General features: G+C 37.2%; 25 protein-coding genes and 1 pseudogene. 17 read left to right on the forward strand and 9 right to left on the reverse strand.

Going from position 1 to position 22,287, the window contains the following annotated elements; all coding sequences use genetic code 11:
• Window positions 1-51: 51 nt before the first annotated feature.
• Both ACMGGO_RS00355 and ACMGGO_RS00360 read left to right on the forward strand, forming a co-directional pair.
• On the forward strand, window positions 52-1,491 hold the full coding sequence (locus ACMGGO_RS00355) for a PLP-dependent aminotransferase family protein (protein WP_374805667.1): 1,440 nt from the start codon (window positions 52-54) through the stop codon (window positions 1,489-1,491).
• 12 nt (window positions 1,492-1,503) lie between these two features.
• Window positions 1,504-2,412, forward strand: coding sequence for a D-alanine--D-alanine ligase (locus ACMGGO_RS00360; protein WP_054549702.1), 909 nt, complete (start codon window positions 1,504-1,506; stop codon window positions 2,410-2,412).
• Between the two features lie 263 nt (window positions 2,413-2,675).
• Here the strand turns inward: ACMGGO_RS00360 and ACMGGO_RS00365 are convergent, their stop codons facing one another.
• On the reverse strand, window positions 2,676-3,515 hold the full coding sequence (locus tag ACMGGO_RS00365; protein ID WP_036079667.1) for a YitT family protein: 840 nt from the start codon (window positions 3,513-3,515) through the stop codon (window positions 2,676-2,678).
• A gap of 202 nt (window positions 3,516-3,717) precedes the next feature.
• Here ACMGGO_RS00365 and ACMGGO_RS00370 point away from each other — a divergent pair, with 202 nt between their 5' ends.
• The 5 genes and pseudogenes from ACMGGO_RS00370 to ACMGGO_RS00390 all read left to right on the forward strand — a co-directional run bounded on the left by ACMGGO_RS00370 (window position 3,718) and on the right by ACMGGO_RS00390 (window position 7,403).
• Window positions 3,718-3,762 carry an erythromycin resistance leader peptide gene (locus tag ACMGGO_RS00370; protein WP_115364072.1) on the forward strand — a complete coding sequence of 15 codons (45 nt, stop codon included), beginning with the start codon at window positions 3,718-3,720 and terminating at the stop codon, window positions 3,760-3,762.
• 277 nt (window positions 3,763-4,039) lie between these two features.
• On the forward strand, window positions 4,040-5,488 hold the full coding sequence (locus ACMGGO_RS00375; RefSeq protein ID WP_374805668.1) for an Msr family ABC-F type ribosomal protection protein: 1,449 nt from the start codon (window positions 4,040-4,042) through the stop codon (window positions 5,486-5,488).
• Window positions 5,489-5,611: 123 nt separating this feature from the next.
• Window positions 5,612-6,055: an SRPBCC family protein gene (locus ACMGGO_RS00380; RefSeq protein WP_054549700.1), complete on the forward strand. Its 444-nt coding sequence runs from the start codon at window positions 5,612-5,614 to the stop codon at window positions 6,053-6,055.
• Window positions 6,056-6,130: 75 nt separating this feature from the next.
• A pseudogene (locus ACMGGO_RS00385) lies at window positions 6,131-6,268 on the forward strand (hypothetical protein); the annotation flags it as partial.
• 13 nt (window positions 6,269-6,281) lie between these two features.
• Window positions 6,282-7,403: a serine hydrolase gene (locus ACMGGO_RS00390; protein ID WP_054549699.1), complete on the forward strand. Its 1,122-nt coding sequence runs from the start codon at window positions 6,282-6,284 to the stop codon at window positions 7,401-7,403.
• A gap of 26 nt (window positions 7,404-7,429) precedes the next feature.
• Here the strand turns inward: ACMGGO_RS00390 and ACMGGO_RS00395 are convergent, their stop codons facing one another.
• Window positions 7,430-7,801: an SMI1/KNR4 family protein gene (locus tag ACMGGO_RS00395; RefSeq protein ID WP_241489993.1), complete on the reverse strand. Its 372-nt coding sequence runs from the start codon at window positions 7,799-7,801 to the stop codon at window positions 7,430-7,432.
• 207 nt (window positions 7,802-8,008) lie between these two features.
• On the opposite strand from ACMGGO_RS00395, the gene ACMGGO_RS00400 reads away from it, so the two are divergent.
• On the forward strand, window positions 8,009-8,536 hold the full coding sequence (locus tag ACMGGO_RS00400) for a cupin domain-containing protein (protein WP_112116843.1): 528 nt from the start codon (window positions 8,009-8,011) through the stop codon (window positions 8,534-8,536).
• Between the two features lie 103 nt (window positions 8,537-8,639).
• Complete coding sequence (locus ACMGGO_RS00405) at window positions 8,640-9,059, forward strand: Rrf2 family transcriptional regulator (RefSeq protein ID WP_103118966.1); 420 nt, start codon at window positions 8,640-8,642, stop codon at window positions 9,057-9,059.
• A 40-nt stretch (window positions 9,060-9,099) separates the two neighbouring features.
• Here the strand turns inward: ACMGGO_RS00405 and ACMGGO_RS00410 are convergent, their stop codons facing one another.
• A complete protein-coding gene (locus ACMGGO_RS00410) occupies window positions 9,100-9,504 on the reverse strand; it encodes a carboxymuconolactone decarboxylase family protein (protein WP_374805670.1) in 405 nt (134 codons plus the stop codon).
• A 110-nt stretch (window positions 9,505-9,614) separates the two neighbouring features.
• Between ACMGGO_RS00410 and ACMGGO_RS00415 the strand changes: the two genes are divergently transcribed.
• The 4 genes from ACMGGO_RS00415 to ACMGGO_RS00430 all read left to right on the forward strand — a co-directional run bounded on the left by ACMGGO_RS00415 (window position 9,615) and on the right by ACMGGO_RS00430 (window position 12,340).
• A complete protein-coding gene (locus tag ACMGGO_RS00415; protein WP_054549696.1) occupies window positions 9,615-10,034 on the forward strand; it encodes an Lrp/AsnC family transcriptional regulator in 420 nt (139 codons plus the stop codon).
• A gap of 216 nt (window positions 10,035-10,250) precedes the next feature.
• Window positions 10,251-10,595, forward strand: coding sequence for a YunG family protein (locus tag ACMGGO_RS00420; RefSeq protein ID WP_048393998.1), 345 nt, complete (start codon window positions 10,251-10,253; stop codon window positions 10,593-10,595).
• Between the two features lie 137 nt (window positions 10,596-10,732).
• Entirely contained in the window at window positions 10,733-11,326 is a 594-nt protein-coding gene (locus ACMGGO_RS00425) for an NADPH-dependent FMN reductase (protein WP_112116841.1), read from the forward strand.
• Window positions 11,327-11,401: 75 nt separating this feature from the next.
• Window positions 11,402-12,340: a ring-cleaving dioxygenase gene (locus tag ACMGGO_RS00430; RefSeq protein ID WP_048394296.1), complete on the forward strand. Its 939-nt coding sequence runs from the start codon at window positions 11,402-11,404 to the stop codon at window positions 12,338-12,340.
• A gap of 137 nt (window positions 12,341-12,477) precedes the next feature.
• Here the strand turns inward: ACMGGO_RS00430 and ACMGGO_RS00435 are convergent, their stop codons facing one another.
• The 3 genes from ACMGGO_RS00435 to ACMGGO_RS00445 are packed head-to-tail and all read right to left on the reverse strand — an operon-like array spanning window position 12,478 to window position 15,750.
• A complete protein-coding gene (locus ACMGGO_RS00435) occupies window positions 12,478-13,419 on the reverse strand; it encodes an alpha/beta hydrolase (RefSeq protein WP_374805671.1) in 942 nt (313 codons plus the stop codon).
• A gap of 28 nt (window positions 13,420-13,447) precedes the next feature.
• On the reverse strand, window positions 13,448-14,521 hold the full coding sequence (locus ACMGGO_RS00440; protein ID WP_374805672.1) for an LLM class flavin-dependent oxidoreductase: 1,074 nt from the start codon (window positions 14,519-14,521) through the stop codon (window positions 13,448-13,450).
• 23 nt (window positions 14,522-14,544) lie between these two features.
• The gene (locus tag ACMGGO_RS00445; RefSeq protein WP_374805673.1) at window positions 14,545-15,750 is read right to left on the reverse strand and encodes an MFS transporter; all 1,206 of its coding nucleotides are present in this window, start codon (window positions 15,748-15,750) and stop codon (window positions 14,545-14,547) included.
• 248 nt (window positions 15,751-15,998) lie between these two features.
• Here ACMGGO_RS00445 and ACMGGO_RS00450 point away from each other — a divergent pair, with 248 nt between their 5' ends.
• Window positions 15,999-16,580, forward strand: coding sequence for a TetR/AcrR family transcriptional regulator (locus ACMGGO_RS00450; protein WP_048394004.1), 582 nt, complete (start codon window positions 15,999-16,001; stop codon window positions 16,578-16,580).
• Window positions 16,581-16,669: 89 nt separating this feature from the next.
• On the opposite strand, the gene ACMGGO_RS00455 is transcribed toward ACMGGO_RS00450, so the two are convergent.
• Window positions 16,670-17,059 carry a RidA family protein gene (locus ACMGGO_RS00455; protein WP_048394006.1) on the reverse strand — a complete coding sequence of 130 codons (390 nt, stop codon included), beginning with the start codon at window positions 17,057-17,059 and terminating at the stop codon, window positions 16,670-16,672.
• 422 nt (window positions 17,060-17,481) lie between these two features.
• Between ACMGGO_RS00455 and ACMGGO_RS00460 the strand changes: the two genes are divergently transcribed.
• The 3 genes from ACMGGO_RS00460 (at window position 17,482) to ACMGGO_RS00470 (ending at window position 20,390) form a co-directional block, all read left to right on the forward strand.
• Entirely contained in the window at window positions 17,482-18,534 is a 1,053-nt protein-coding gene (locus ACMGGO_RS00460; RefSeq protein ID WP_048394009.1) for an AI-2E family transporter, read from the forward strand.
• 65 nt (window positions 18,535-18,599) lie between these two features.
• Complete coding sequence (locus ACMGGO_RS00465) at window positions 18,600-19,133, forward strand: GNAT family N-acetyltransferase (protein ID WP_048394011.1); 534 nt, start codon at window positions 18,600-18,602, stop codon at window positions 19,131-19,133.
• 225 nt (window positions 19,134-19,358) lie between these two features.
• Complete coding sequence (locus ACMGGO_RS00470; RefSeq protein WP_048394013.1) at window positions 19,359-20,390, forward strand: S66 family peptidase; 1,032 nt, start codon at window positions 19,359-19,361, stop codon at window positions 20,388-20,390.
• A gap of 42 nt (window positions 20,391-20,432) precedes the next feature.
• Here the strand turns inward: ACMGGO_RS00470 and ACMGGO_RS00475 are convergent, their stop codons facing one another.
• Both ACMGGO_RS00475 and ACMGGO_RS00480 read right to left on the reverse strand, forming a co-directional pair.
• A complete protein-coding gene (locus tag ACMGGO_RS00475; RefSeq protein ID WP_048394015.1) occupies window positions 20,433-21,776 on the reverse strand; it encodes an MATE family efflux transporter in 1,344 nt (447 codons plus the stop codon).
• A complete protein-coding gene (locus ACMGGO_RS00480) occupies window positions 21,763-22,230 on the reverse strand; it encodes a GNAT family N-acetyltransferase (protein WP_048394017.1) in 468 nt (155 codons plus the stop codon). Before ACMGGO_RS00480 ends, ACMGGO_RS00475 begins: the two co-directional genes overlap by 14 nt.
• Window positions 22,231-22,287 lie beyond the last annotated feature (57 nt).

The following is a 22,287-nucleotide window of genomic DNA, read 5'->3' on the forward strand; positions in this document are numbered from 1 at the left end:
ACCTTTTTGGTTATCAGGGTTTATGCAAAAATGAAGCAAGGGGGTTAGGAAGTGTTTAGTGATTTTAAGCTTATGGATGAACGGCCAGTTTATGTACAATTGAAGGATTATGTTCAAGACATGATTGTCAAGGGGCATCTGTTGGAACATCAAAAGCTTCCATCTACCCGTGAACTTAGTAAGTTATTAGCGGTCAGTAGAAACACGGTGCTGAACGCATATGCCGAATTAGAGCTAGATGGCATCATCTATGCAGTGAAAGGAAAAGGGCATTTTATCGGAAAGGTTACTACATTGAAAACTTCTTCTATTGAAATAAATTGGAAACAAAGGCTGAATGAAACAGCTTTGTTAGCTGATGAAATTGATTTAATACGACAAGATATACACTGGAAAAAAGGCATGATTTCATTTACTAGTATAGCTCCAGAAGAAAAGCTTTTTGATGTTGAAAATTTCAAAAGGGCATTTCTCACAAGGATGTCCATTGAAGGAGATATTGTCTTAAACTATGGCTATGCCAAGGGCTATAAGCCCTTAATTGACCACCTTCTTAGCTATATGGAGATGAAAGGTGTGGACATTTCTAATAAAGATATTTTAATTACAAATGGTTTTACAGAAGGTCTAGATATTTTATTGTCCTCTTTAGCTAAAAAATCAGGGCGTGTACTATGTGAAAATCCTACACATCATGCAGCATTGAAGCTTTTCCGTTTGCATGGGTTAGACGTACATGGCATCGATATGCAAGATGACGGGATTGACATGGAACAGGTGGAAAAAACATTAGCAGATAAGGACTTTGATTTTGCCTATCTTATCCCGTCCTATCATAATCCAACAGGAATTGTCACTTCCTCCGAGAAAAGGAGTGCTATTTTTCAGCTTTTTTCCAAATATCAAATACCCATTATAGAAGATGGTTTTAATGAGGAATTAAGGTATTCAAGCTCGCATTTGGCACCACTAATCGCTTTTAGCGGTATAGGTAATAACATTGTCTATATTGGTAGCTTTTCTAAAATTCTTTTCCCTGGCTTACGTGTTGGCTGGATTTTAGCAGATAGGGAGTTAATTGATAGCTTGGAAAGTATGAAAAGAGCTCGAACAATTCATACATCAACACTGGATCAGGCAGTATTATATCAATATTTACAGGATGGTTACTTTGAAAAATATTTAAAGAAAGCAAGATTTGTTTACAAGAAAAAATATGAGCTTGCCCGTCAAGCTTGTATCCAATACATTCCCTATAGCAGGATAACAGGGGATGGGGGGCTTCACCTTTTTATAGAACTAAAAGAGGACGTAGATGCACGATTGTTGCTTGAGAAATGCTATGACAAGGGCGTTGTATTTTATCCAGGTGATGTATTTTATACAAATGGAAGAGGTAGTAATACATTTCGTTTAGGTTTTTCCCGTTTAGCAGATGACGATATTGTTCGAGGTATTCAAATTATTGGTGATACATTGAAAACGTTATGAGGAGTTGAAAAAATGAAGGTTGGCGTAATTATGGGTGGTACTTCCTCTGAAAAGCAGGTTTCCATCATGACAGGTAAGGAAATGGTCACTCAATTAGATAAGCAAAAATACGAAGTTGTGGCAATCACATTAGATAACAACAAAGAGGTAATTGACAAGGTAGGTGATATTGATGTGGCTTTGTTAGCACTTCACGGTAAGTTCGGGGAAGATGGTACGATTCAGGGGGTACTAGAAACGTTGGGTATTCCTTATACAGGAAGCGGTCTTCTAGCAAGTAGTTTGTGCATGGATAAAAATATGGCAAAAAAAATCCTTCGATATGAAGGTGTCGCAACTCCAGATTGGGTGCATCTCATAAAGGAAGAGGAGTTGCCCTTGCAGGATATAGAGCTTATGGGTTATCCACTTGTAGTTAAACCAAATGCTGGCGGCTCTAGTGTGGGTGTTCAAATTGTCCATGATCGGAGTGCCTTATTGGCTGCGGTTGCAGAAGTATTTAAGTGGGATAACGAAATCATTATTGAGCAGTATTTGATTGGTGACGAAATTACATGCCCAATACTCAATGAACAGCTATTGCCAGTCCTGTCAATCAAACATACAGCAGTATTTTTTGACTACCAGGCAAAATATGACGATGCTTCTACCGTGGAGGAGCCTGTGGAACTACCACTTGCAATTCATGACCGAGTGGCAAAGGCTGCGATGATCAGTTACAAGGCTTTAAGATGCAGTGTCTACGCAAGAGTAGATATGTTAATTAAGGATGGCGTTCCTTATGTGTTGGAGGTTAATACGTTGCCTGGCATGACGCAAAATAGCCTACTACCAAAAAGTGCCCTTGCTGCGGGGATCAGCTATTCAGCACTATTAGACAGCATTATCCAAAGCTCTTTACAGATTGATAGAAATAGGTAAATCGAAAAACAAAACCACCAATAGAATTTTTGTGAAAGGATAAAATGAACATCCGTTCCAAGCTACTTCTAATTGGTTATTCGATCGTTACTGTTAGGATGAAAGATAAGGAAAAGACTCTTTTGCACATGGTGATTTGAGTGACGCTGGCGGAACGTAAATCAACCCTTCGCTTTGCCAAAAGTTCTTTTTCTGCTAGTGAAATCTTTTTTAACAACATAAAACACCTTTTGTTGTTACCTACAAAAGGTGTTTTGACTGTTTTATGATTTTGCTAATTCAATAAAGCCTTCTCCGAAAACGTCCCTTACATCATGAATGGCAATAAAGGCATCCTTGTCGACTTCTTTGACAATTTTTTTAAGCTTTACAACTTCTTGCTTACTAATAACAATATACAGGATTTCCTTTTGTTCCTTTGTGTAATAACCATGACCTGATAGCACAGTTACCCCACGATTCATATAAGCAGTTACTTGTCCAGCAATGTCTTCAGGTTTTTTAGAGATAATGGTAACTGCCTTTTTAGGGTTAACCCCTTCAATAACAAACTCCATTACCTTTGTACCAACATACAGCATAACAATTGTTAGCATTAATGCCTCTGCACCAATGATAAAATAGGATGAAAAAGCAACAATTAAATCGAAGAATAAAAGTCCATAGCTAATACTCCATCCAAGATATTTGTTAGTGATTCTCGCTAAAATTGTAGAACCTGCTGTTGTACCACCAACTCTGATAATCAAGCCAATACCGACTCCTGCAAATACGCCACCAAAAATTGTATTGACGATAATCTCATCTGAAGAGATAGACCACGTTTCTGTTAAATGTAAAAATAAAGAATGGAATGAGACCGCAATGATTGTATAAATTGTTGTTTGTCTATTTAAAAATTTATAACCAACGATAAGTAAAGCTGCGTTCATAACAAAGCTGACAATACTTGGCGACCATCCGAACAGATAATAAGCAATAATCGTTAAGCCTGTTACGCCACCTTCACCTAAATCATTAGGAATAACAAATAAGTTAACTGCTAGGGCAAAAAGCAGTGATCCAAGCATAATCATTAAAATATCGATAACATATTTCTTCATTCACATAACACCACCAAATCAAATTTTATTTTTCTTAAATTCCATACTATATCAGGTTTTCAGCAAATGATATACTTTTTGGAATGTTCATTTGTGATATATCGACAGTAATTAGTGTGTCTTTAGAGAGAACTTTGGAAACTTGACATATTATAGCCAGAATTTATAATAGTCGTAACAATGCTAGGAGGGTTATTAAAAAATGACACATGCTATGAGACTACGTTTCCCAATATTGAACCAGTAACTGAATAGGGCCAAACGCTGTTTTGTGACACCAGAGTAAATGGGATAGTCTGTCCTTTTTTAATCATCTTCATAATCATGAGAAAAAAGAGACGCTTGTCTTACAATAAATCTCTTTTACTTTACATCACAGGCAAATTTGTCTGTGTTTTTTTATTGAATGTAGGGAGGAAAGTGAAATGTATAGTCTATTATTCTTTTAATACGAGCTTTGATTAAAAGCTCGTATCGATACCATCGCTATCGGTACGGAATGATCAATTTCGGGAGGTAGCAAAATGGAAAAGGTTTGCTTTGAGTTAGAGAATGTAGTCGTTACTTATTTAGATAAAGAACTATTAAATATTGAAAAATTAGCTGTGCATCAATTTGACCGAATAGGAATCGTTGGTAAAAATGGTGCAGGTAAAAGTACGTTGATGAAGTTACTTGCTGGCAAGATACAACCAGTAAGTGGGAAATTGAAAAGGCATGTTCATTTCGGATACTTTGAACAGATGGAGGCACCAACGTTAATAGAGGCAGATCCACAGTTATTAGGGAAATTAGCAGTACCTACGTATTCTGAAGGATTAAGTGGTGGAGAGCAAACAAGATTAAAGCTAGCACAATTATTTACTACTTATGAGGAAGCTTTGCTTATTGATGAGCCGACAACACATTTGGATCAACTCGGCATCTCATTTTTATTAGATGAATTACGTTATTATTATGGGGCCCTCATACTCATCAGCCATGATCGTGCTGTACTAGATGAGCTGGTTACAACGATATGGGAGGTAGATGGTGGTAAGGTAACGATCTACTCAGGGAATTACAACGAGTATGCCATGCAAAAGCAATTAGAGCAAGATCAACAAAATCAGGCTCATGAACAATACTTGAAAGAAAAGAGCAGACTTGAAAAAGCTGTAGATGAAAAAATGAAAAAAGCTGAAAAAATTGCTCAGGCAGGCAATATGTCTAAAAGAGAGGCTAACGCTAAACCTAATCGTATGTTTATGACAAAGTCCAAAGGCACAAGTCAAAAAGCCGTACAGCGTGCAGCAAAAGCTATCGAACATCGGATAGGGAAGCTTCATAAAGCAGAAGCGGTGCAGGAAGAAAGAAAAATTGTTTTTCGACAATCAAAAGCTTTGGAATTGCATAATAAGTATCCCATTATGGCAGATCGATTCACTTTACATGCCCAAGATAAGGTACTATTACACGAGGTGAGCTTCCAAATCCCGTTAGGTAAAAAAATTGCGCTTAAGGGTAACAATGGTAGTGGTAAAAGTACATTACTAAAACATATAGCCAATAATGGTGAGGGTATAACTATTTCTCCAAAGGCTAAAATAGGTTATTTTCATCAGATGAGCTACCAATTTGCTGGTGAGGAAACAGTGCTACAATTTTTAAAGAATCGCTCTGAATATGATGAAAGTTTATTACGAAGCGTACTTCATTCCATGCAGTTTGCTGGCACTGATTTACAAAAGAAAATTACCACACTTAGTGGTGGTGAGGCCATACGCCTTCAGCTTTGTCAGCTATTTTTAGGAAATTATAATATTTTGCTGTTGGATGAACCAACTAATTTCTTAGATATTCAAGCACTCGAAGCCCTTGAACAATTTATAGCTGCTTATGAGGGAACAATAATCTTTGTCACACATGATAAAAATTTTATCGACAATGTAGCAGATATTCAGTTTACTGTTCATAATAAAAAAATACTTTAAGTGAAAAGGTGCGATTCCATTAGGAGAATCGCACCTTTTTTAGTGAATTTTTATTAGTAAGGAAGGTTAATGGAAAATTTCGGCGAAGGTGTAGATAGACAATATGAAAAAGGATGATGAATGATGATAAATACGGATGTGACGACGAAACTAAAAATCAATCAACCAGCCCATAAAGTATTTGAAGCCATTATTTCCCCTACTGAAATCGGTCATTATTGGTTTTCTAGCAGTTCCGAAAGATGGGCAGAAGGTAAAAGAATCACGCTTAAATATGAGGAGTATGGTGCAGAGGGTGTGATCACTGTGCTTGAAATGGAGATGAATAAAAAAATTGTGTTTGTTTGGGGAGAAGAGCATGGTGAAGTGACAATGGTTACCGTCTCTTTTGAAGAATCACAAAGTGAAACAATTATTACTGTTGTAGAATCTGGGTTAAATGCACATGACCCAGAAATTGTGACAAAAATGATGGGCCAAAAAGAGGGTTGGGTCTATACATTAACATGCCTCAAAGGATATTTAGAAAATGGGGTTAGCAATTTACGAGCTTCTCTAATTCATTAAGGAGGAGAGGTATGTCAACGATCGATATCATCGAGCAATTGGAGCTGAATTAGTTTGTGCTAAGAAGGGTTATTCGAGGTGAATCAAGCAAGGGATTCTGTATGCATACTTGTTGAAGTAATGCCTCCAGAAATAAAAACAGAAATAGCATTACGATTAAATAACCAGTCGTCTACAGTATTACAGCAATGGTTGTTAGAAGCAGCTGAGTGATGGAGGGATGAATATGAAAAAGTTGTATTGGATGATTGGCGGTGTTTTGGTTTGTATAGGTTTTGTATGTAGCATTATTTTTTGGAAGTTTCAAAAAGAAATCAAGAAGAACGATCCTGAATATATCGTGCAATTTATCAAGGAACATAAAGAGGATAAAAATATTTCCGTAGCCATTCAATATAATCAACAACATTGGGTGGAGCTAAACACCAAGGAACAGCTACCGTTAGCAAGTACGGTTAAAATAATCGTAGCCATCGCCTATGCGCAACAAGCAGCGGATGGCCGTATTAATCCTAAAGAGCAAGTAAATCTAAAGGAGTTAGAGGCATTTTACATTCCTAAAACAGATGGTGGCGCACATAAAGCATGGTTGGCGCAGTTAAACCTTCAGGGTGCAGATAGTGTACCTTTAAGTGAAGTAGCAAATGGCATGATTGCCTATAGCTCCAATGCAAATACGGAATATTTAATGCATGTATTAGACTTTCAAATAATTAATGATGTGCTTACACAGTTAAATGTAGAGGATCATGAACCTTTGTATCCAATTGTAAGTGCACTTTATATTCCCATTCACTTGATGGAGGAAAAAAATTTAACGAAAAAAGCAACATTAACTGCTTTGCGAAAAATGGATATGGTTGAATATCGTGAGCGTGCATTGGCTATTCATTCGAATTGGATAGAACATCCTTTAACAATTGAGGAGAAAACAAAAGCTCAAAAAATGCTCAATATGGATTTTCAAAAGATATGGTCTGATCGTTTAATAAGGGCCACAACAAGTGATTACATCTCTATTTTAGAAAAAATGAATGGTAAAAATTTCTTTAGCGCAGAAGTACATAAATATTTAGATCCCGTGTTGGAGCAATTGATGCAGAATCCTAGAAATCAAGCATGGTTAAAACATGCTGGTCAAAAGGGAGGATCGACGGCATTTGTGTTAACACTAGCAGCCTATGCGGAAGATAAAGATGGAAATCAAACAGAAATAGCCTTTTTCGCTAACAACTTAAATACAATGGAGCAGATTAAGCTCTCAAATAGTATGAATAGTTTTCAATTGAAATTTCTTACAGATGATAAATTTCGTAAGCGTTTGAAAGAGGAATTTTCCGAGTTGTGAGTTGCCCATAGATAAGGCAACTCATACTATTGACTACGCTCATCAATCAGTTTTTCAAGAAATTCTGAGAAAGAAGAGGCATATTCATAGATCATGTCATTCATTAAGTCATAGCACATAACTGGAAATTCGCCGTGTTCATCTTTAGACGAACGATCAAAGAAGTACAATTCGTCAGAGTCTGGAATAAATAAATCCAATCTATTCGGAAATTGTTTACACCACTCCTCGTCAGCCAAGTTAAGACGATGTATATAGAGAATATCATGATCATTGATGTCTCTGTATACTGGTGGACCGATTGAGAGAATAGATCCACCATTCAGCTGCCCATTGCCATAATTTTTTAACCACCAGCAATAGGGTGGTGGTAATTCAAATCCTAACTCTGCTTCCACTTCTACAATCCATTCATGTTTTACAACGTGTCCAGAAAACTATTTAATTGCAGGAGTGCCTGCAAGTTTTTCTGTTAATCTAGCATACACTGTATCTACCTCCAGTCTCTATATAAAGATTACTCAATTAAGTCACACTACATGTGAGTACCTTCTTTCATTCAACTGCATACTATAGCGTTATCAAGCATGAGAGGATTGAGATAAATGTACCACCCTTATTACGGTAATTATCAATCGTATCATTACGGTTATCAACCTGTTTATTGGGCCTATCCAAATCAGGCAGAACGAGCGCCAAGAAGTAATGTCCAGAATGATTTTGGACCAACACCATTTGTTATCGACATTGAAGAGGCTACAAAGCGCAATAATAATTATCGTACAGCATTGTGGACAGGGTCAAACTTACAAGTAACGGTGATGAGTCTTAATGTCGGAGAAGATATTGGTTTAGAAGTACACCCACATGTGGACCAATTCATTTGTATTGAGGAGGGGCATGGATTAACTCAAATGGGGCCAACTAGAGATTATTTAAACTATCAGAGACATGTCGCAGAAGATACGGCTATTATGGTACCAGCAGGAACATGGCATAATGTTACGAATACAGGGGATAAACCACTAAAGCTTTACACGATTTATGCGCCACCAAATCATCCATTTGGGACTGTACAAGTAACAAAGGCTGATGCTCTTGCTGGAGAAGCGGGTTATGGACAGCATGACTAGGGATCATAAAAGCGTGTTTTCATACAAAACATGCTTTTTTCTTGAATTATGATAGAATGTGTTTTAATTGCAGATAATAAAGGTCCTGAATGAAGGGTGATGAATGATGAAGTATTCAAAAGCAACAAATTATGCTTTACATACAATGGTGTTTTTAACACTCAATCCTAAAGGGAAATCAATGAGTGTAGAGTCTTTAGCAGAAATGCAAAAATTATCTCCAACCTATCTTTCCAAAATATTAACTAAGCTTGTGAAGGCAGGTTTAATTGAGTCGAACCCAGGTGTCAACGGTGGTTATCGAATTTCTAAGCGCCCCCATGAAATATCGTTTTTAGATGTGATATATGCAATTGAAGGACAAACCTCATTATTTAGTTGTTCCTCTGAACACGATCATTCCTTCCATCATCAAGGTTGTCTCATTGAACAAGTGATGGTGGATGCTGAAAATAATATGAAAGAAGAGCTTAGTAGGAAATTTATTATAGATATAGCTAATAAAATGGAATTAAAAGGATAGCAGCTGGGAAAGGAACTAGGGTTTCGCCCCTAGCTCCTTATTATTTTAATTGCATGAGTGCGCCAAAATATTGCTGTGCTGTCGTGAAGCAAATAAATGCTAGTAGCTCGCTAATCTCGGCTTCTGTTAAATAGTCCTTTAATACAGCCGTGACGTTGGGGGCGGTGTGCCCCTTAGCAGCTAAGAATGCTTCCGCAAAACCTGTGCATACTGCCGTTTTCTCATCATAGTTCTGGGGATCAGGCTTGCCTTTTGCCTGACAATACTGACAGCCATTTTTTTGAGCTAAAGTTTTTCGAACCTCTTCTTTTAATGAAGCGGATAGATGCCCGTCTTTTTCGAGTACCTCCCCCAACTGCTGCCAGTGCAGCTGAATTCCCTTGTTGTAGCCTAATAATTGTTGAAAGGGTGTTAAGTCCTTGTCATATAATTGAATAAGTGTCATCAATCATTCCTCCTTCTATTAATTAGTGTAAAATGTTCATAACGAAGTTAACATATCAATTCGAAGGGAAATATGATTGTTTTCCTTCAAAAAGAAGGGGTATTTACAAAATGGATTTCATTAACGAAATGATACTTAAAGAATTAAAAGAAGATAGTCGAATTTCTATGAGCGAACTAGGGAGAAGGGTTCACTTATCTGCACCAGCAGTTCGCGAAAGAATACGGCAATTAGAGGAACAGAACGTTATTAAGAGGTATACATTGGATATTAATAAAAAAGCATTGGGTTATCCAATTGACGCTATTGTTGAAGCGACAATCAAAAATAACCGCTATGCAGACTTTAAAGAACATCTGAAGGTTTATACAAATATAGACTTCTGCTATCGCATTTCAGGTGAGTCATGTTTTTTATTAAAGGGGCATTTTCAATCTTTTCCTGATGTAGAGCAGTTTATTGATGCATTACAGCCATATGCACATACGAAAACTAACTTTATTTTTTCAGATATATGTGAGGACGTTTAGATGAAGGGAGATATGTATGGAAATCAAATTATTTGAAGAAGAAATTGATGATTTAGTACATTTATTAGTGCAAAATAAATACTTGGGAAAATGAAGATGGTACTGTGACAGATAGTATTGTCTATGGTGCTATTAAAGATGACTGGGTAGTAGGGAAGTCAACACCAATAAGAATGGATGAAGTTCCATTTTAAAGTGTTTGAAAGGAGTTTTTGCATGGAAAAAGACGTATTAAATGCCTTAAGAAAATCATGGTCCATTCAATCAAGTTCTAAATGGAGTGTGGACAACCCTGCAAAAGGACAATGTGGCGTCACTTCATTAGTTGTGCAGGATATTCTTGGCGGAGAAATTAGGAAGACATTTCTTGAGGAAGGCTGGCACTTTTATAATATTATTAATGGAGAAAGAAAGGATTTCTCCGAGGAACAATTCCCATATCTAATCGACTACCAAGATATTGATTCAAATAGGGTAGAGGCTTTTCAAGATACTAATGATAGTCAATATCGTTATCTAAAAACACAAGTTTATAAGCTTTTAGGGAAGGCAGAGAATTAATTATCTCTGCCTTTTTAATTTTCAAAACAAAGTTGTTGACGTTTATAAAAATATCGTGTTATTATTATCTCGAATTCAAGATAAATAAATTCAAGATAAATGAATTCGAACCTTTAGCTTCGTTAGGAGGTACAATTATGGGGTTTTTTAATAAATTTTTTAGCTCAAAAAAAGAGGAGGAACAAACAATGGCAGAATTAAATATCGGTATTATTATTGGATCAACTCGTGAGGGGCGTGTAAGCCCTCAAGTAGCACAGTGGGTAAAGGAAATTGCAGATCAACGTGGAGATGCCAATTATACAGTGATTGATATTGCTGATTATAAATTACCATTATTAGGTGAGCCAGGACAGGATGCTTCAGGAGCACAAGGTTGGTCAGAAATTATTGCTAAACAAGATGGTTTTGTATTCATCGTACAAGAATACAATCACTCTATTACAGGGGCATTAAAAAATGCACTAGACTACTTACGTGTTGAATGGAATAACAAAGCGGCTGGAATCGTATCTTATGGTTCTGTTGGCGGTGCTCGTGCAGCAGAACATTTACGTGGGATTATGGGTGAGCTTTTAATCGCAGATGTGCGTGTTCATCCAGCACTATCATTATTCACAGATTTTGAAAATGGCACAGAATTTAAACCAAAAGAAGTACAAATAGATTCAGTAAACCAAATGTTAGATCAATTGATCCCATGGTCTAAAGCGTTGTATACAATTCGCTAAGCTTTTACAGATTGAGGTAGGTATAAATAGGGCATAGTATAGGTGAGAAATATAGTCATGAAAGGGCTTGTTAACATGAAAAAACATACAGCAGGTATACACCATATCACAGCGATCGTAGGACATCCGCAAGAGAATATTGATTTTTATGCGGGAGTATTAGGCTTACGTTTAGTAAAACAAACAGTAAACTTTGATGATCCGGGCACATATCATTTATATTTCGGTGACAAAGGTGGGAAACCAGGAACAATCATTACCTTCTTCCCTTGGGCTAATGCTTATCAAGGACGTATTGGTGATGGTCAGGTTGGGGTTACAACGTATGTTGTACCAGAAGGAGCACTGCCATTTTGGGTTAATCGCTTAGCGAAATACTCGATTCCTTTCCAAAAAGCTGAACGTTTTGGTGAGCAAGTCATTCAATTCGATGATCCACATGGTTTGCATATTGAACTCGTGGCACGTGCGAAAGGCGGGCACAACGAATGGTCATTTGGTGAAGTAACACCTGAGGTTGCTATCAAAGGATTTGGTGGAGCTACACTATTCTCAAGTCACCCTGAAGAAACTGCCAAAGTTTTAACAGAAGTAATGGGTCTTGAAAAGTTAGCGACGGAAGGTGACTATACGCGTTTTACTTCTAGTGCAGAGATCGGCAATACAGTGGATTTAAAAACAGTTGCAGGTCAACGTGGCCAAATGGGTGTAGGAACTGTGCATCATATTGCGTGGAGAGCCCAAGATAATACAGATCATTTAGAATGGCAAGAGTATGTGATGAATCATGGACAACATGTAACAGAAGTAAAAGATCGTAATTATTTTAATGCTATTTATTTCCGTGAACCTGGCGAAATCTTATTTGAAATCGCTACAGATCCTCCTGGATTTGCTCATGACGAGACACCAGAGACAATGGGTAGCCAATTAATGTTGCCACCTCAATACGAGCAACATCGTGAACAACTAGAAAGAACATTAATCCCGATTAAAGTGCGTGAGCTTGATTAAGCGGGTTTGCAGGATCAAGCTAAGCTAAAGTTGGCGGGATTTATGAGATAGAACGTCCACAATAGATTTTCAATTAATGCGAAAATGTTGATAGCCAACATTTTCGCATTTTTTATTATTAGAAGGCGAAGTGCTAATCAAAAATTGAGTGCACGTGCCATGGCATCTAAATAGTTCTGAATAGCCTGTTGACTTACTTTTACTTCAGGCACAAAGACCTCAAAGCAATGGTAACTGCCAGGGTAGAGGTGGAATTCAACGTCCACTCCTGCCTGCGCAAGACGTGTTAAATAATCAATGGTTTCATCACGAAATAAATCAAGTTGGCCAATACATATATAGGCTGGCGGTAATCCTGTTAAATTTTCAGCTCTTGCAGGGACCGCATACGGAGAACGGGCATTGATGTCCTTCTCCTCTCCTAAGTACAAATGCCAAGCAGTTAAATTATTTGTTCTACTCCATGTTGCATGATCATCAATAATCTCATAGCTGGAAGGTGTTACATTTCGGTTATCAAGCATCGGATACAGTGGCATCTGGAATATAATTGATGGTCCTCCTTTATCACGAGCCATTAATGCAAGTGCTGCTGTTAATCCTCCTCCACCGCTTGCTCCAGCAATTGCCACCCGTTTGACATCGATACCAAGTGATTGGTGCTCATTAGTCAACCAAACTAATCCAGTATAACAATCTTCAATAGCCGCTGGGTAGGGATGTTCAGGCGCTAGTCGGTAATCAATGGATACGACAACGCAGTTAGCTGTCTCAACAAAGCGTTCACATAAAACATCATCCATATCAGGGTGCCCCATGACAAAGCCACCTCCGTGAATCCAAAGCATAGCTGGAAGTTTATCCTGCTCCCGTTTAGCTGGTTCATAGATTTTAACCAGCATTTCGTCCCCGTCACCTCTAGGAATCATACAGTTGGTCGTAAGTACATCTTCTGATTTTTTTGAAGGTGGATTGGACAAGAGACCTCGACTCCAAGTTAAATCCTCCTCCAATCGAAAGCCAGGAAATTCTGAGTAAGCCTGCCTTAATTCTGGTAAAATTCGGTTAATGATGGTCATATATACTCCTCCTGTTGAATAATGAATCTTAAAGAAATGGCTTTCCTTCTAGAGCCATTTCAGCTTCCCATTTAGCGACTTCTTCACGTACACGGGGAGCAACTTCTGTTCCAAGCAGTTCTATAGCTTGCATGACTTGATCATGCGGCATGGTACTTAAAGGAACGTATAGCATAAACCGTGTAATTCCTACATGTTTACGAAGATGAATAATTTTTTCAGCAACTGTATCTGGATCACCAACATATAATGCTCCTTCAAAGCTTCTTGCAGCATCATAACTAGAACGGTCATAATAAGGCCAGCCTCTTTCCTTGCCTAATTTATTCATACCAGTCATTGTTGATGGGAAAAATGTGTCTGCTGCCCATTCCGTATTCGGTCCAACGAAACCTATTGAATGAGAACCTACCTGAAGTTTTGATAAATCATGACCTGCATGAAGTGCTGCCTTTTTATATAGCTGTACAATCGGTGCAAATTGCATTGGGCTGCCACCAATTATTGCTAGCATAAGGGGTAATCCTAAAAGGCCCGCACGCATAGCAGATTGTTGATTTCCTCCACTAGCCACCCAGATTGGGAGAGATTTTTGAACAGGTCTAGGATACACACCTAAATGATTGATTGCTGGACGATGTCTACCTTCCCAAACTACTTTCTCAGACTGACGAATGCTAAGTAGTAAGTCTAAATGTTCCTCAAATAATTCATCATAATCATGTAAATCGTAGCCAAATAAGGGGAAGGATTCGATAAAAGAACCACGACCTGCCATGATCTCTGCACGTCCATTTGATAGTCCATCCAATGTGGCAAAATCCTGAAAAACACGCACAGGATCTGCCGAAGAAAGGACAGTTACAGCACTTGTGAGTCGAATGTTTTTCGTTTGAGAAGCAGCAGCAGATAGCACCATTGCTGGAGAAGAGGCGGCATAGTCTTCACGATGATGCTCACCAATGCCAAAGACATCCATTCCTACTTGATCTGCAAGAATGATTTCTTCTACTACTTCACGTAAACGCTGTGCATGACTAATTATTTCACCACTGTGAACATCTGGTTTTGTTTCTACGAAAGAAGTAATTCCTATTTCCATTTGTTATCTCTCCAAGTCTAATTTTATTTAGTAAATCGATTAGTTATTGCCCAAAAAAGAAGAGCAATTGTACTAATAGAGGCTCCGAGTAAGCAAACCCCTCCCCAACCAAAATGTGCATACATCTGAGTCGATGCGATTGAACCGCTAGCACTACCAATAGAATAGAACACCATATAGCCTGCGGTCAGTCGACTTCGTGCTTCTATACGTAATGGGAGAATCATCGTCTGGTTTGTGACATGTACTGCCTGTACTGCCAAGTCAAGTAACACAATGCCAATAATTAATGCCAAGAATGACTTATCTAAATAATTAATAAATATCCAGGAGATAAGTAAAAGCGTTAAAGCAATAGCTGTCGTTCTTTGTCCATAGCCTTGGTCAGCAAGTTTACCCGCTTGTGCAGCAGCTAATGCCCCTGCCACACCTACAAGACCAAAAGCGCCAATTACAGTGTGTGCTAGAGAAAATGGTGGTGAACTAAGTGGCAGAACAAGGGGCGTCCACAAAACACTAAAATCAGCGAAAATTAGCATGGCTAGAATAGAGCGGATACGTAATGTTCGCTCTTGAATAAACAGCGTAAACACGGATTGAATTAGCTGAGAATAGGTGATTGATTTTACTTCACGTTCGCCCCTTGGTAAAACTTTTAAAAACATACCACTCATTAGAAGCATGAACGCGGCGGAGGCTAGATAGACAGAACGCCACCCTGCAAGATCTGTTACTAACCCAGCAAAGGTACGAGCAAGTAGTATGCCAATGACAATGCCACTTGTAACAATGCCTACGACACGACCACGTTCTGTAGAGGAAGCCATAGTTGCAGCGAACGCAACAAGGGTTTGAGTCACGACTGCAAGTAGACCAACTAAGGCCATACCCGCAAATAGCACTACAACATAGGAGGCAGTACCGACTAGAAGCAAAGCAACAGAGGACAATAGCATTTGTCCAATAATCAAGCGTCGTTGGTTTAGTAAATCTCCAAGTGGAACTAGAAGAAGTAAGCCTAGCCCATAGAAAATTTGTGTGACAGTAATAATCAAACCAATAATTGATTGATCAATAGCAAAATCATTCGATAATTCATCTAGCAGCGGCTGAGCAAAATAAATATTGGCGACAGACATTCCGCAGGCTGTAGCGAATAATAATGTTACAGCTCGGGATATAGAAGATGATTGATTTATATGAATTGCATCATCATTTGCATTGTTCACATTGTAACCTCCCTTTCTAATTGAATTGTAATTATAACATACCGTTCGGTACAAAATAATTATTGGTAAATATATCTTAACTACATTGGATTTGTCAATATTTATTTGGTATATATTTTCTTTTTATTTCGATTGATGAAATGAAATTGACAATAAAAAAAGCCAGATATAAAATAATTACATACTGTTTAGTATCGTAAAATTTAATGATTAACTTACTATTTTTTCCTAATGGGGGTGTATCTATAATGGCAAGAACTCGGGAATTTGATGAGGCAAAAGTGTTAGAGGCAGCAATGCAATTATTTTGGGAGAAGGGGTATGAAGCAACTTCTTTAAGTGATCTTACTACTAGAATGGGGATTCAGCGTCCTAGTATTTATTCAACGTTTGGGGATAAAAAGGAACTATTTGAAGCGGCACTTCGTAGATATACGACAACTCGCGCATCCGAAATACGGACTAAACTTCAAAGTTATGCCTCTGTAAAACAGGCGTTTTCTATATTTTTTGAAGATGTGATTACTGCTGAATATACAAAAGATCTTAGTAATGGCTGTTTTTGTATCAATACAATGGTTGAATTAGCTCCACATGATGAGAAGTTCGAGATTTTGACAAGAGAGCATCAACTCTATCTATCAGTAATTTTTCAGGAGACAATTGAACGGGGAATTCAATCAGGAGAACTAGAGGCGAACACGGATTCAAAGTCTTTAGCGCAAGCATTAATTGTTGCGTTAATAGGGTTAACAGTTATGCTGAAATCGCAGCCACAACGCTCGTTTGTTGATAATGCCATTGCAACGACGCTGACATTACTTAAATAATAAGGCAATACCCCTTTAGCGTTGCTAAAGGGGTATTGAAAAAATAAGAAAAAAATGCACAAATTTAGTTTATAAAACATAGGATGAATTTATAATTCCTTACAAGCCCATGCGTCAATCTCAACCTTTAAAGCTGGCGTAGCGAGTGCAACGACATACATTAATGTTGTGCATGGAAGATGTTCCTCCAAGAAGTCACTGATAATTTCCTTACGTTGAATAGCATCCATATCCCCCACTAAATAAAAGACGAGCTTTGTAATATCTTGAACCTCCATATCGGCACTATCTAGATTTCTTTTAATATTTTCAAGTGCTATCTTCAATTGAGCTATTGCATCTTCAGGTATAGATCCATCAGCTATCATGCCAATTTGTCCTGATAATGTTAACCATCTCTGAGGTCCCGTCACCTCAATTTGATGAACATAAGGAGCAACGGGTGGATGAATGTTCTGAGGGTTTCTCGCAATTTTCATAGAATCAGTCCTTGTCTCTGTTTAATTTATATCTCTAATCAAAATAGCATAAAGTAATAGTTGATAAAAGTTCTATACAAATACCATTATAAAAGAACATACAAATTGGATATGCTGGTTTAAAGGGTTATAATAGATTTATAGAATTTTGGCTAATACGCTGGTAAAGCTTTCACAAAGGATAAGAGTATCGACTTTTTAATTTGACAAGACATACAATTCACTTCAACCCCGCCTTAGGTTTTATACAGACACTTCTAAAAGAAACATACATTTCGTCTTATTTTGAAGGTAGATGGCTATACTCATTAAATGAGAGGGAAATTTTTACATAAGAATGATGCGTATTGTTATAAATCAATTTTATAGTGTAGCCCTAGGTAGCAGAGGCAGCAAGGCCGTTTTGTAGAAGGAGTGAATAAATGAATAATTTCTTTCGGAGTAATGGATTTAAGCGTTTTATTATTCTAGTCGGGATTGCTCTTGCATTATATTTAATGCGTAGTATGATCAATCTAATTTTACTTACGTTTATTATTACTTATTTGATGAACCAGCTTACTACGAAGACAACGAAAAGCATAAGAAAATATACGCCGATGAATGAAAAAGCTGTGACGGTAACATTATACCTTTTACTTGTTGCGGGTATTGTAGCTGTTATTTACAAATATTTACCAATTGTGACCCAGCAGATCACACAGCTTTTCGACCTCATTGCAAGTTTTAATCTCGATCCAGATGACAATGAGATTGCGAGATACTTAGCACCGACTTTTGAGAAAATAGAGCTCGGGAAATATTTAGAGCAAGGTGTGGATTTAACTCTTAAAAATATTACGAATATTGGTAAAATCATTATGCAAATATTGATTTCTCTAATTTTGAGTTTATTCATCTTGTTAGAAAAGAATCGTATTATTGAGTTTACAGCTAAGTTTAAGGATAGTAAAATTGGGCCGCTTTACGATGAGCTTCATTATTTCTCAAGAATATTCATCCGCTCATTTGGTAAAGTAATTGAAGCACAATTTATTATTGCTGCTGTTAACTGTGTGTTATCCGTCATTGCCCTTTCTATTATGGGCTTCCCACATTTGATTGCACTTGGGATTATGCTCTTTATTTTAGGCTTAGTTCCAGTCGCGGGAGTTATCATCTCATTAATACCATTAAGTATTATCGCATATAGCATTGGTGGCTTGATGTACATCGTCTATATTTTAGTTATTGTCATGGTTTTACATGCCATTGAAGCTTACTTCTTAAATCCAAAGCTTATGTCTGCCAAAACAGATTTACCGATTTTCTATACGTTTATGGTCATTCTCTTTTCTGAGCATTTCCTTGGTGTATGGGGACTAATCATAGGTATTCCACTATTTATGTTCCTGCTTGATATTCTAGGTGTAACCTCCTCGGAAGACCCTGCGAAGAAATCGGTAAAGGTACACACTGAAAAACAAATGGAATAGTTCCAAACAAAGGAATCATCTACATATATGATGATTCCTTATTTAATGCACAAGAGGTGTTTATATTGATAAAAGGTCAACAGGTCTATTTAAGAGAAATACGTGAAGATGATAGTGATAGTATTATAAGATGCTTTCAAAATGAAGAAATCATGTATATGACAGGAACACGGAATATTTTAACAAAGGAACAAATCAAAGAGGCGATCAAACGCTTTAAAGCAGATTCTTCTCGCTATGATTTTGCTATTTGTTTAGTTGATAATGATCAGGTAATTGGTGATTTGGCGATTATGGAGGTTGATTTAGATAATAAAAAGGCAGTGTTCCGTATAGCTTTACATAATATAGAGAATTGTGGCAGAGGTATGGGTTCAGAAGCAGTTAGGCTTGCTCAAAGATTTACATTTGAGGAGCTAAATCTGAATCGCTTAGAATTACAGGTATATTCACACAATAGTAGAGCAATTAAATCCTATGAAAAGGTCGGCTTTAAAAAAGAAGGTGTTTTGAGGCAGGCCTTGTTTATGAATAATACATTTTCTGATGAAATCATTATGAGTCTGTTGCGTGATGAATATATGAAAATTCAAAAGTAGAAATTTAACCAGCACAGATTTTTGTGTTGGTTTTTTTTCTGAACACAAGTATAATTGGTAAAAATTTCTGTGTGTGAAGGACAGAAATAGTGTTGAAACTTTCATAGCTGTATTTTTAGTTAAAATGCATTCTAAATCTGATATAGCAAAACTAATTAAGAGACCCAAAATCATCTTGTTGTTGTAAAACAATTATTTGTTGCAGGCATAAAGGAGAGATGGTAAATGAAAATACAATATCCTACTTTAAAAACGCCTCTTACGATTGGCGTGACAGCACCCTCTAGTGGAGTCGAACAGCATCTTCATCTATTAATAACAGAAGCTGAAAAACAATTAATACAAAGAGGAATGAAAGTTATTATTGGAAATACTACCTGGACGCAACTTAAAGGTAGAAGTACAACAAAAGAAAAGCGAGTCTCTGAACTTATGGACTATTTATTAGATGAGCGAATAGATGTCGTCATGCCACCGTGGGGAGGCAGTTTTCTAATGGAGTTATTACCTTTAATCGATTGGGACGAATTAAAAAAAGCGGGACCCAAATGGATATTGGGGTATTCAGATATTAGTACTTTATCTTTTGTATACACAACCATGACGGGGTACGCATCCGCACATGGGGTGAATTTTACTGAATTATCTGCACCTCAATGGGATGAACTTTCTTCTAAATGGATAGACGTAATTACATGTAAGACTGGTCATTCAATAACTCAAAGCTCTTCTCACTATTTTCAATCGAGCTGGGAGCAAGTTTATAAAAATCCTGCTACAGGATTTTATTTTGACAGTGAAACCGAATGGAAAGTTCTAAACCAAGAGCGTAGTAATCGTATGACAGGTAGGTTGATAGGTGGCTGTTTAAATACATTGCAAATTCTTATAGGTACGCCCTTCGATTACGTTCAATCATTTATTAACGAATATTGCTCTGAGGAAGGAACAATATGGTATTTAGAAAGTGTTGGTATGGATGCAGCAAAAATCTACCGAGCTTTGTGGCAATTAAAGTATAATGGTTGGTTCAATAAATGTAATGGTGTTCTAATCGGGCGAGCAGGACTATATGAAAATCTAGGGGACTTTACATTGGTGGATGCATTAAGGGATATTTTTGACGAGATGGGAATACCAGTTTTCTATGAAGTAGATATTGGACATGTCCCCCCTCAATTAATTCTAGTGAATGGAGCAGTTGGGGAAGTAATAGTAGAAGAAGGAAGAGGTACGCTAAAAATGCAATTTTGTTAGGCAAACATATTAAAAGGGGACCTTGATGAGGTCCCCTTTCATTTAAGCATGGTCAGGAGATGAAAGGGTTCTTGGATTTTTCCTAATGAACAAGTAAATAAGCAATGCTGTAATTCCTTCTGCTACTGGGAAGGTCCACCAAATAGCCTGCGAGCCAAGTATCTTGGGTAGTATGATGAGAGTAGGGATAAATAAGATAATACTACGTAGTAACATAATTGTTGTAGCAATACGAATTTTTTCAATGGATTGAAAGAATTCTGCGAACACCATGTTGATCCCTAAAAATACATAGCCAATGGCAAAATGTACAAAGCCCTGTGCTGCCATACTGCGAATTTCAAATGAGCTATCTCCAAATAACGCCATTAATTGAGAAGGGAAAAGAAGAGCTATAAGAGCAGTTGTTAATCCTAAAATAAATGCGGTAGCTAAACCGATTTTCAATAAAGCAGTTAATCTTTCAAGTAATCTTGCCCCGTGGTGATAGCTAACTAACGGTTGTAGAGCCATACCGACTCCAAGGAAAATAGTCAGCAAGACAGTATGGATATAATTGACCATTGCATAGGCAGTAACGCCATTCGCACCCAAATAATGTAAAAATGTAACGTTATACAAAATAACGATAACTGCAACGGAAGCTTCAACAATAAAGCTAGGTAAACCTATAGCAAAAATTTTTTTCAAATCTGATAGATTTAAAAATGAAGTGACAAATTTTAATTCAGATTGAGGACGGAAAAAATGAAGACATAGCACAGACGTACCTATAATTGTAGCTATTGCTGTCGCTAAGGCACAGCCAGTCACGCCATAATCTAGTACGAAGATGAAAACATAATTTAAGAGTATATTCAAAGCCGATGTTGTAATTAAGCCCAGCATAGCCAATTTTGGGTTGCCGTCATTCCGAATAAAAATACTTAATAAATTTTCAATTGTGTAAAATATCCCAAAGAGCAAAATTACATGTAAATATTCCTGCACATACGGATACGTATCATCGCTCGCTCCGAATATATAAGAAATGTCCTTTAGATTTAACGCGAGAAATCCAATAATCGTTATCACAACCACTAGCATTGTAGAAAACGCCAATGTAAATAGTTGATGGGCACGTTGCTTATTGCCCTCTCCTAGAGAAATCGAGAAAAGAGTAGCTCCTCCCATGCCAATCCATAGAGAAATAGAAAGCAAAATAGAGAAAATAGGAACAGCTATATTAACTCCAGCTAAAGCTGTAGGTCCCACGCCATGACTAACGAAAATGCCATCTACCAATATATTGACGGACATTAAAAGCATCCCGATCATTGCAGGGAATAAGTATGATAAAAATAATGGTTTCAGTGGCTTTGTTTCAATTGGATTAATGGTTGTCATAACCATGCACCTCCAAAACCATCACTTTTTCCCCTTTATCATCTAGCTCTCCATTAAATATAAAACCAAATTGTTTATACAGCTGGATAGCTACAGCGTTATTGTCATAAACACTTAAATATATCTGAAGACAGTTGAACTTTACTGTTAAATATTGAATAAGTTGCTGTAAAAAATGTTTTCCCAAACCTTGTCCTTGGTATTGTTCTGCAATTAGATAGCGATCAAGCCATACTCGTTGACTGTAATCATCATGAGGGAATAAGCCGTACATAGCGAAGCCTATAGCGGTGTTATCTTTATACAGACCTAAAGGCGTAAAGCGTCGATCCATTTCCGCCTCTGCTAAGCATTGTTCTGTAGATTCAATAAAATGTTGCTGATTGTCAGCGATGCGTAATGCTAAAATTTCTTTCTTGTTAAAAGCTGTAATGTCACGAATTTCCGTGAACATAATGTCAAAACCTTTCTATTTTTATTTTGAATAGGTACAATCTAAAGTATATAGTAA

This window comes from Lysinibacillus sp. BNK-21 (genome assembly GCF_048684915.1).
In the GTDB taxonomy this organism is placed as follows: Bacteria; Bacillota; Bacilli; order Bacillales_A; family Planococcaceae; genus Lysinibacillus; species Lysinibacillus capsici.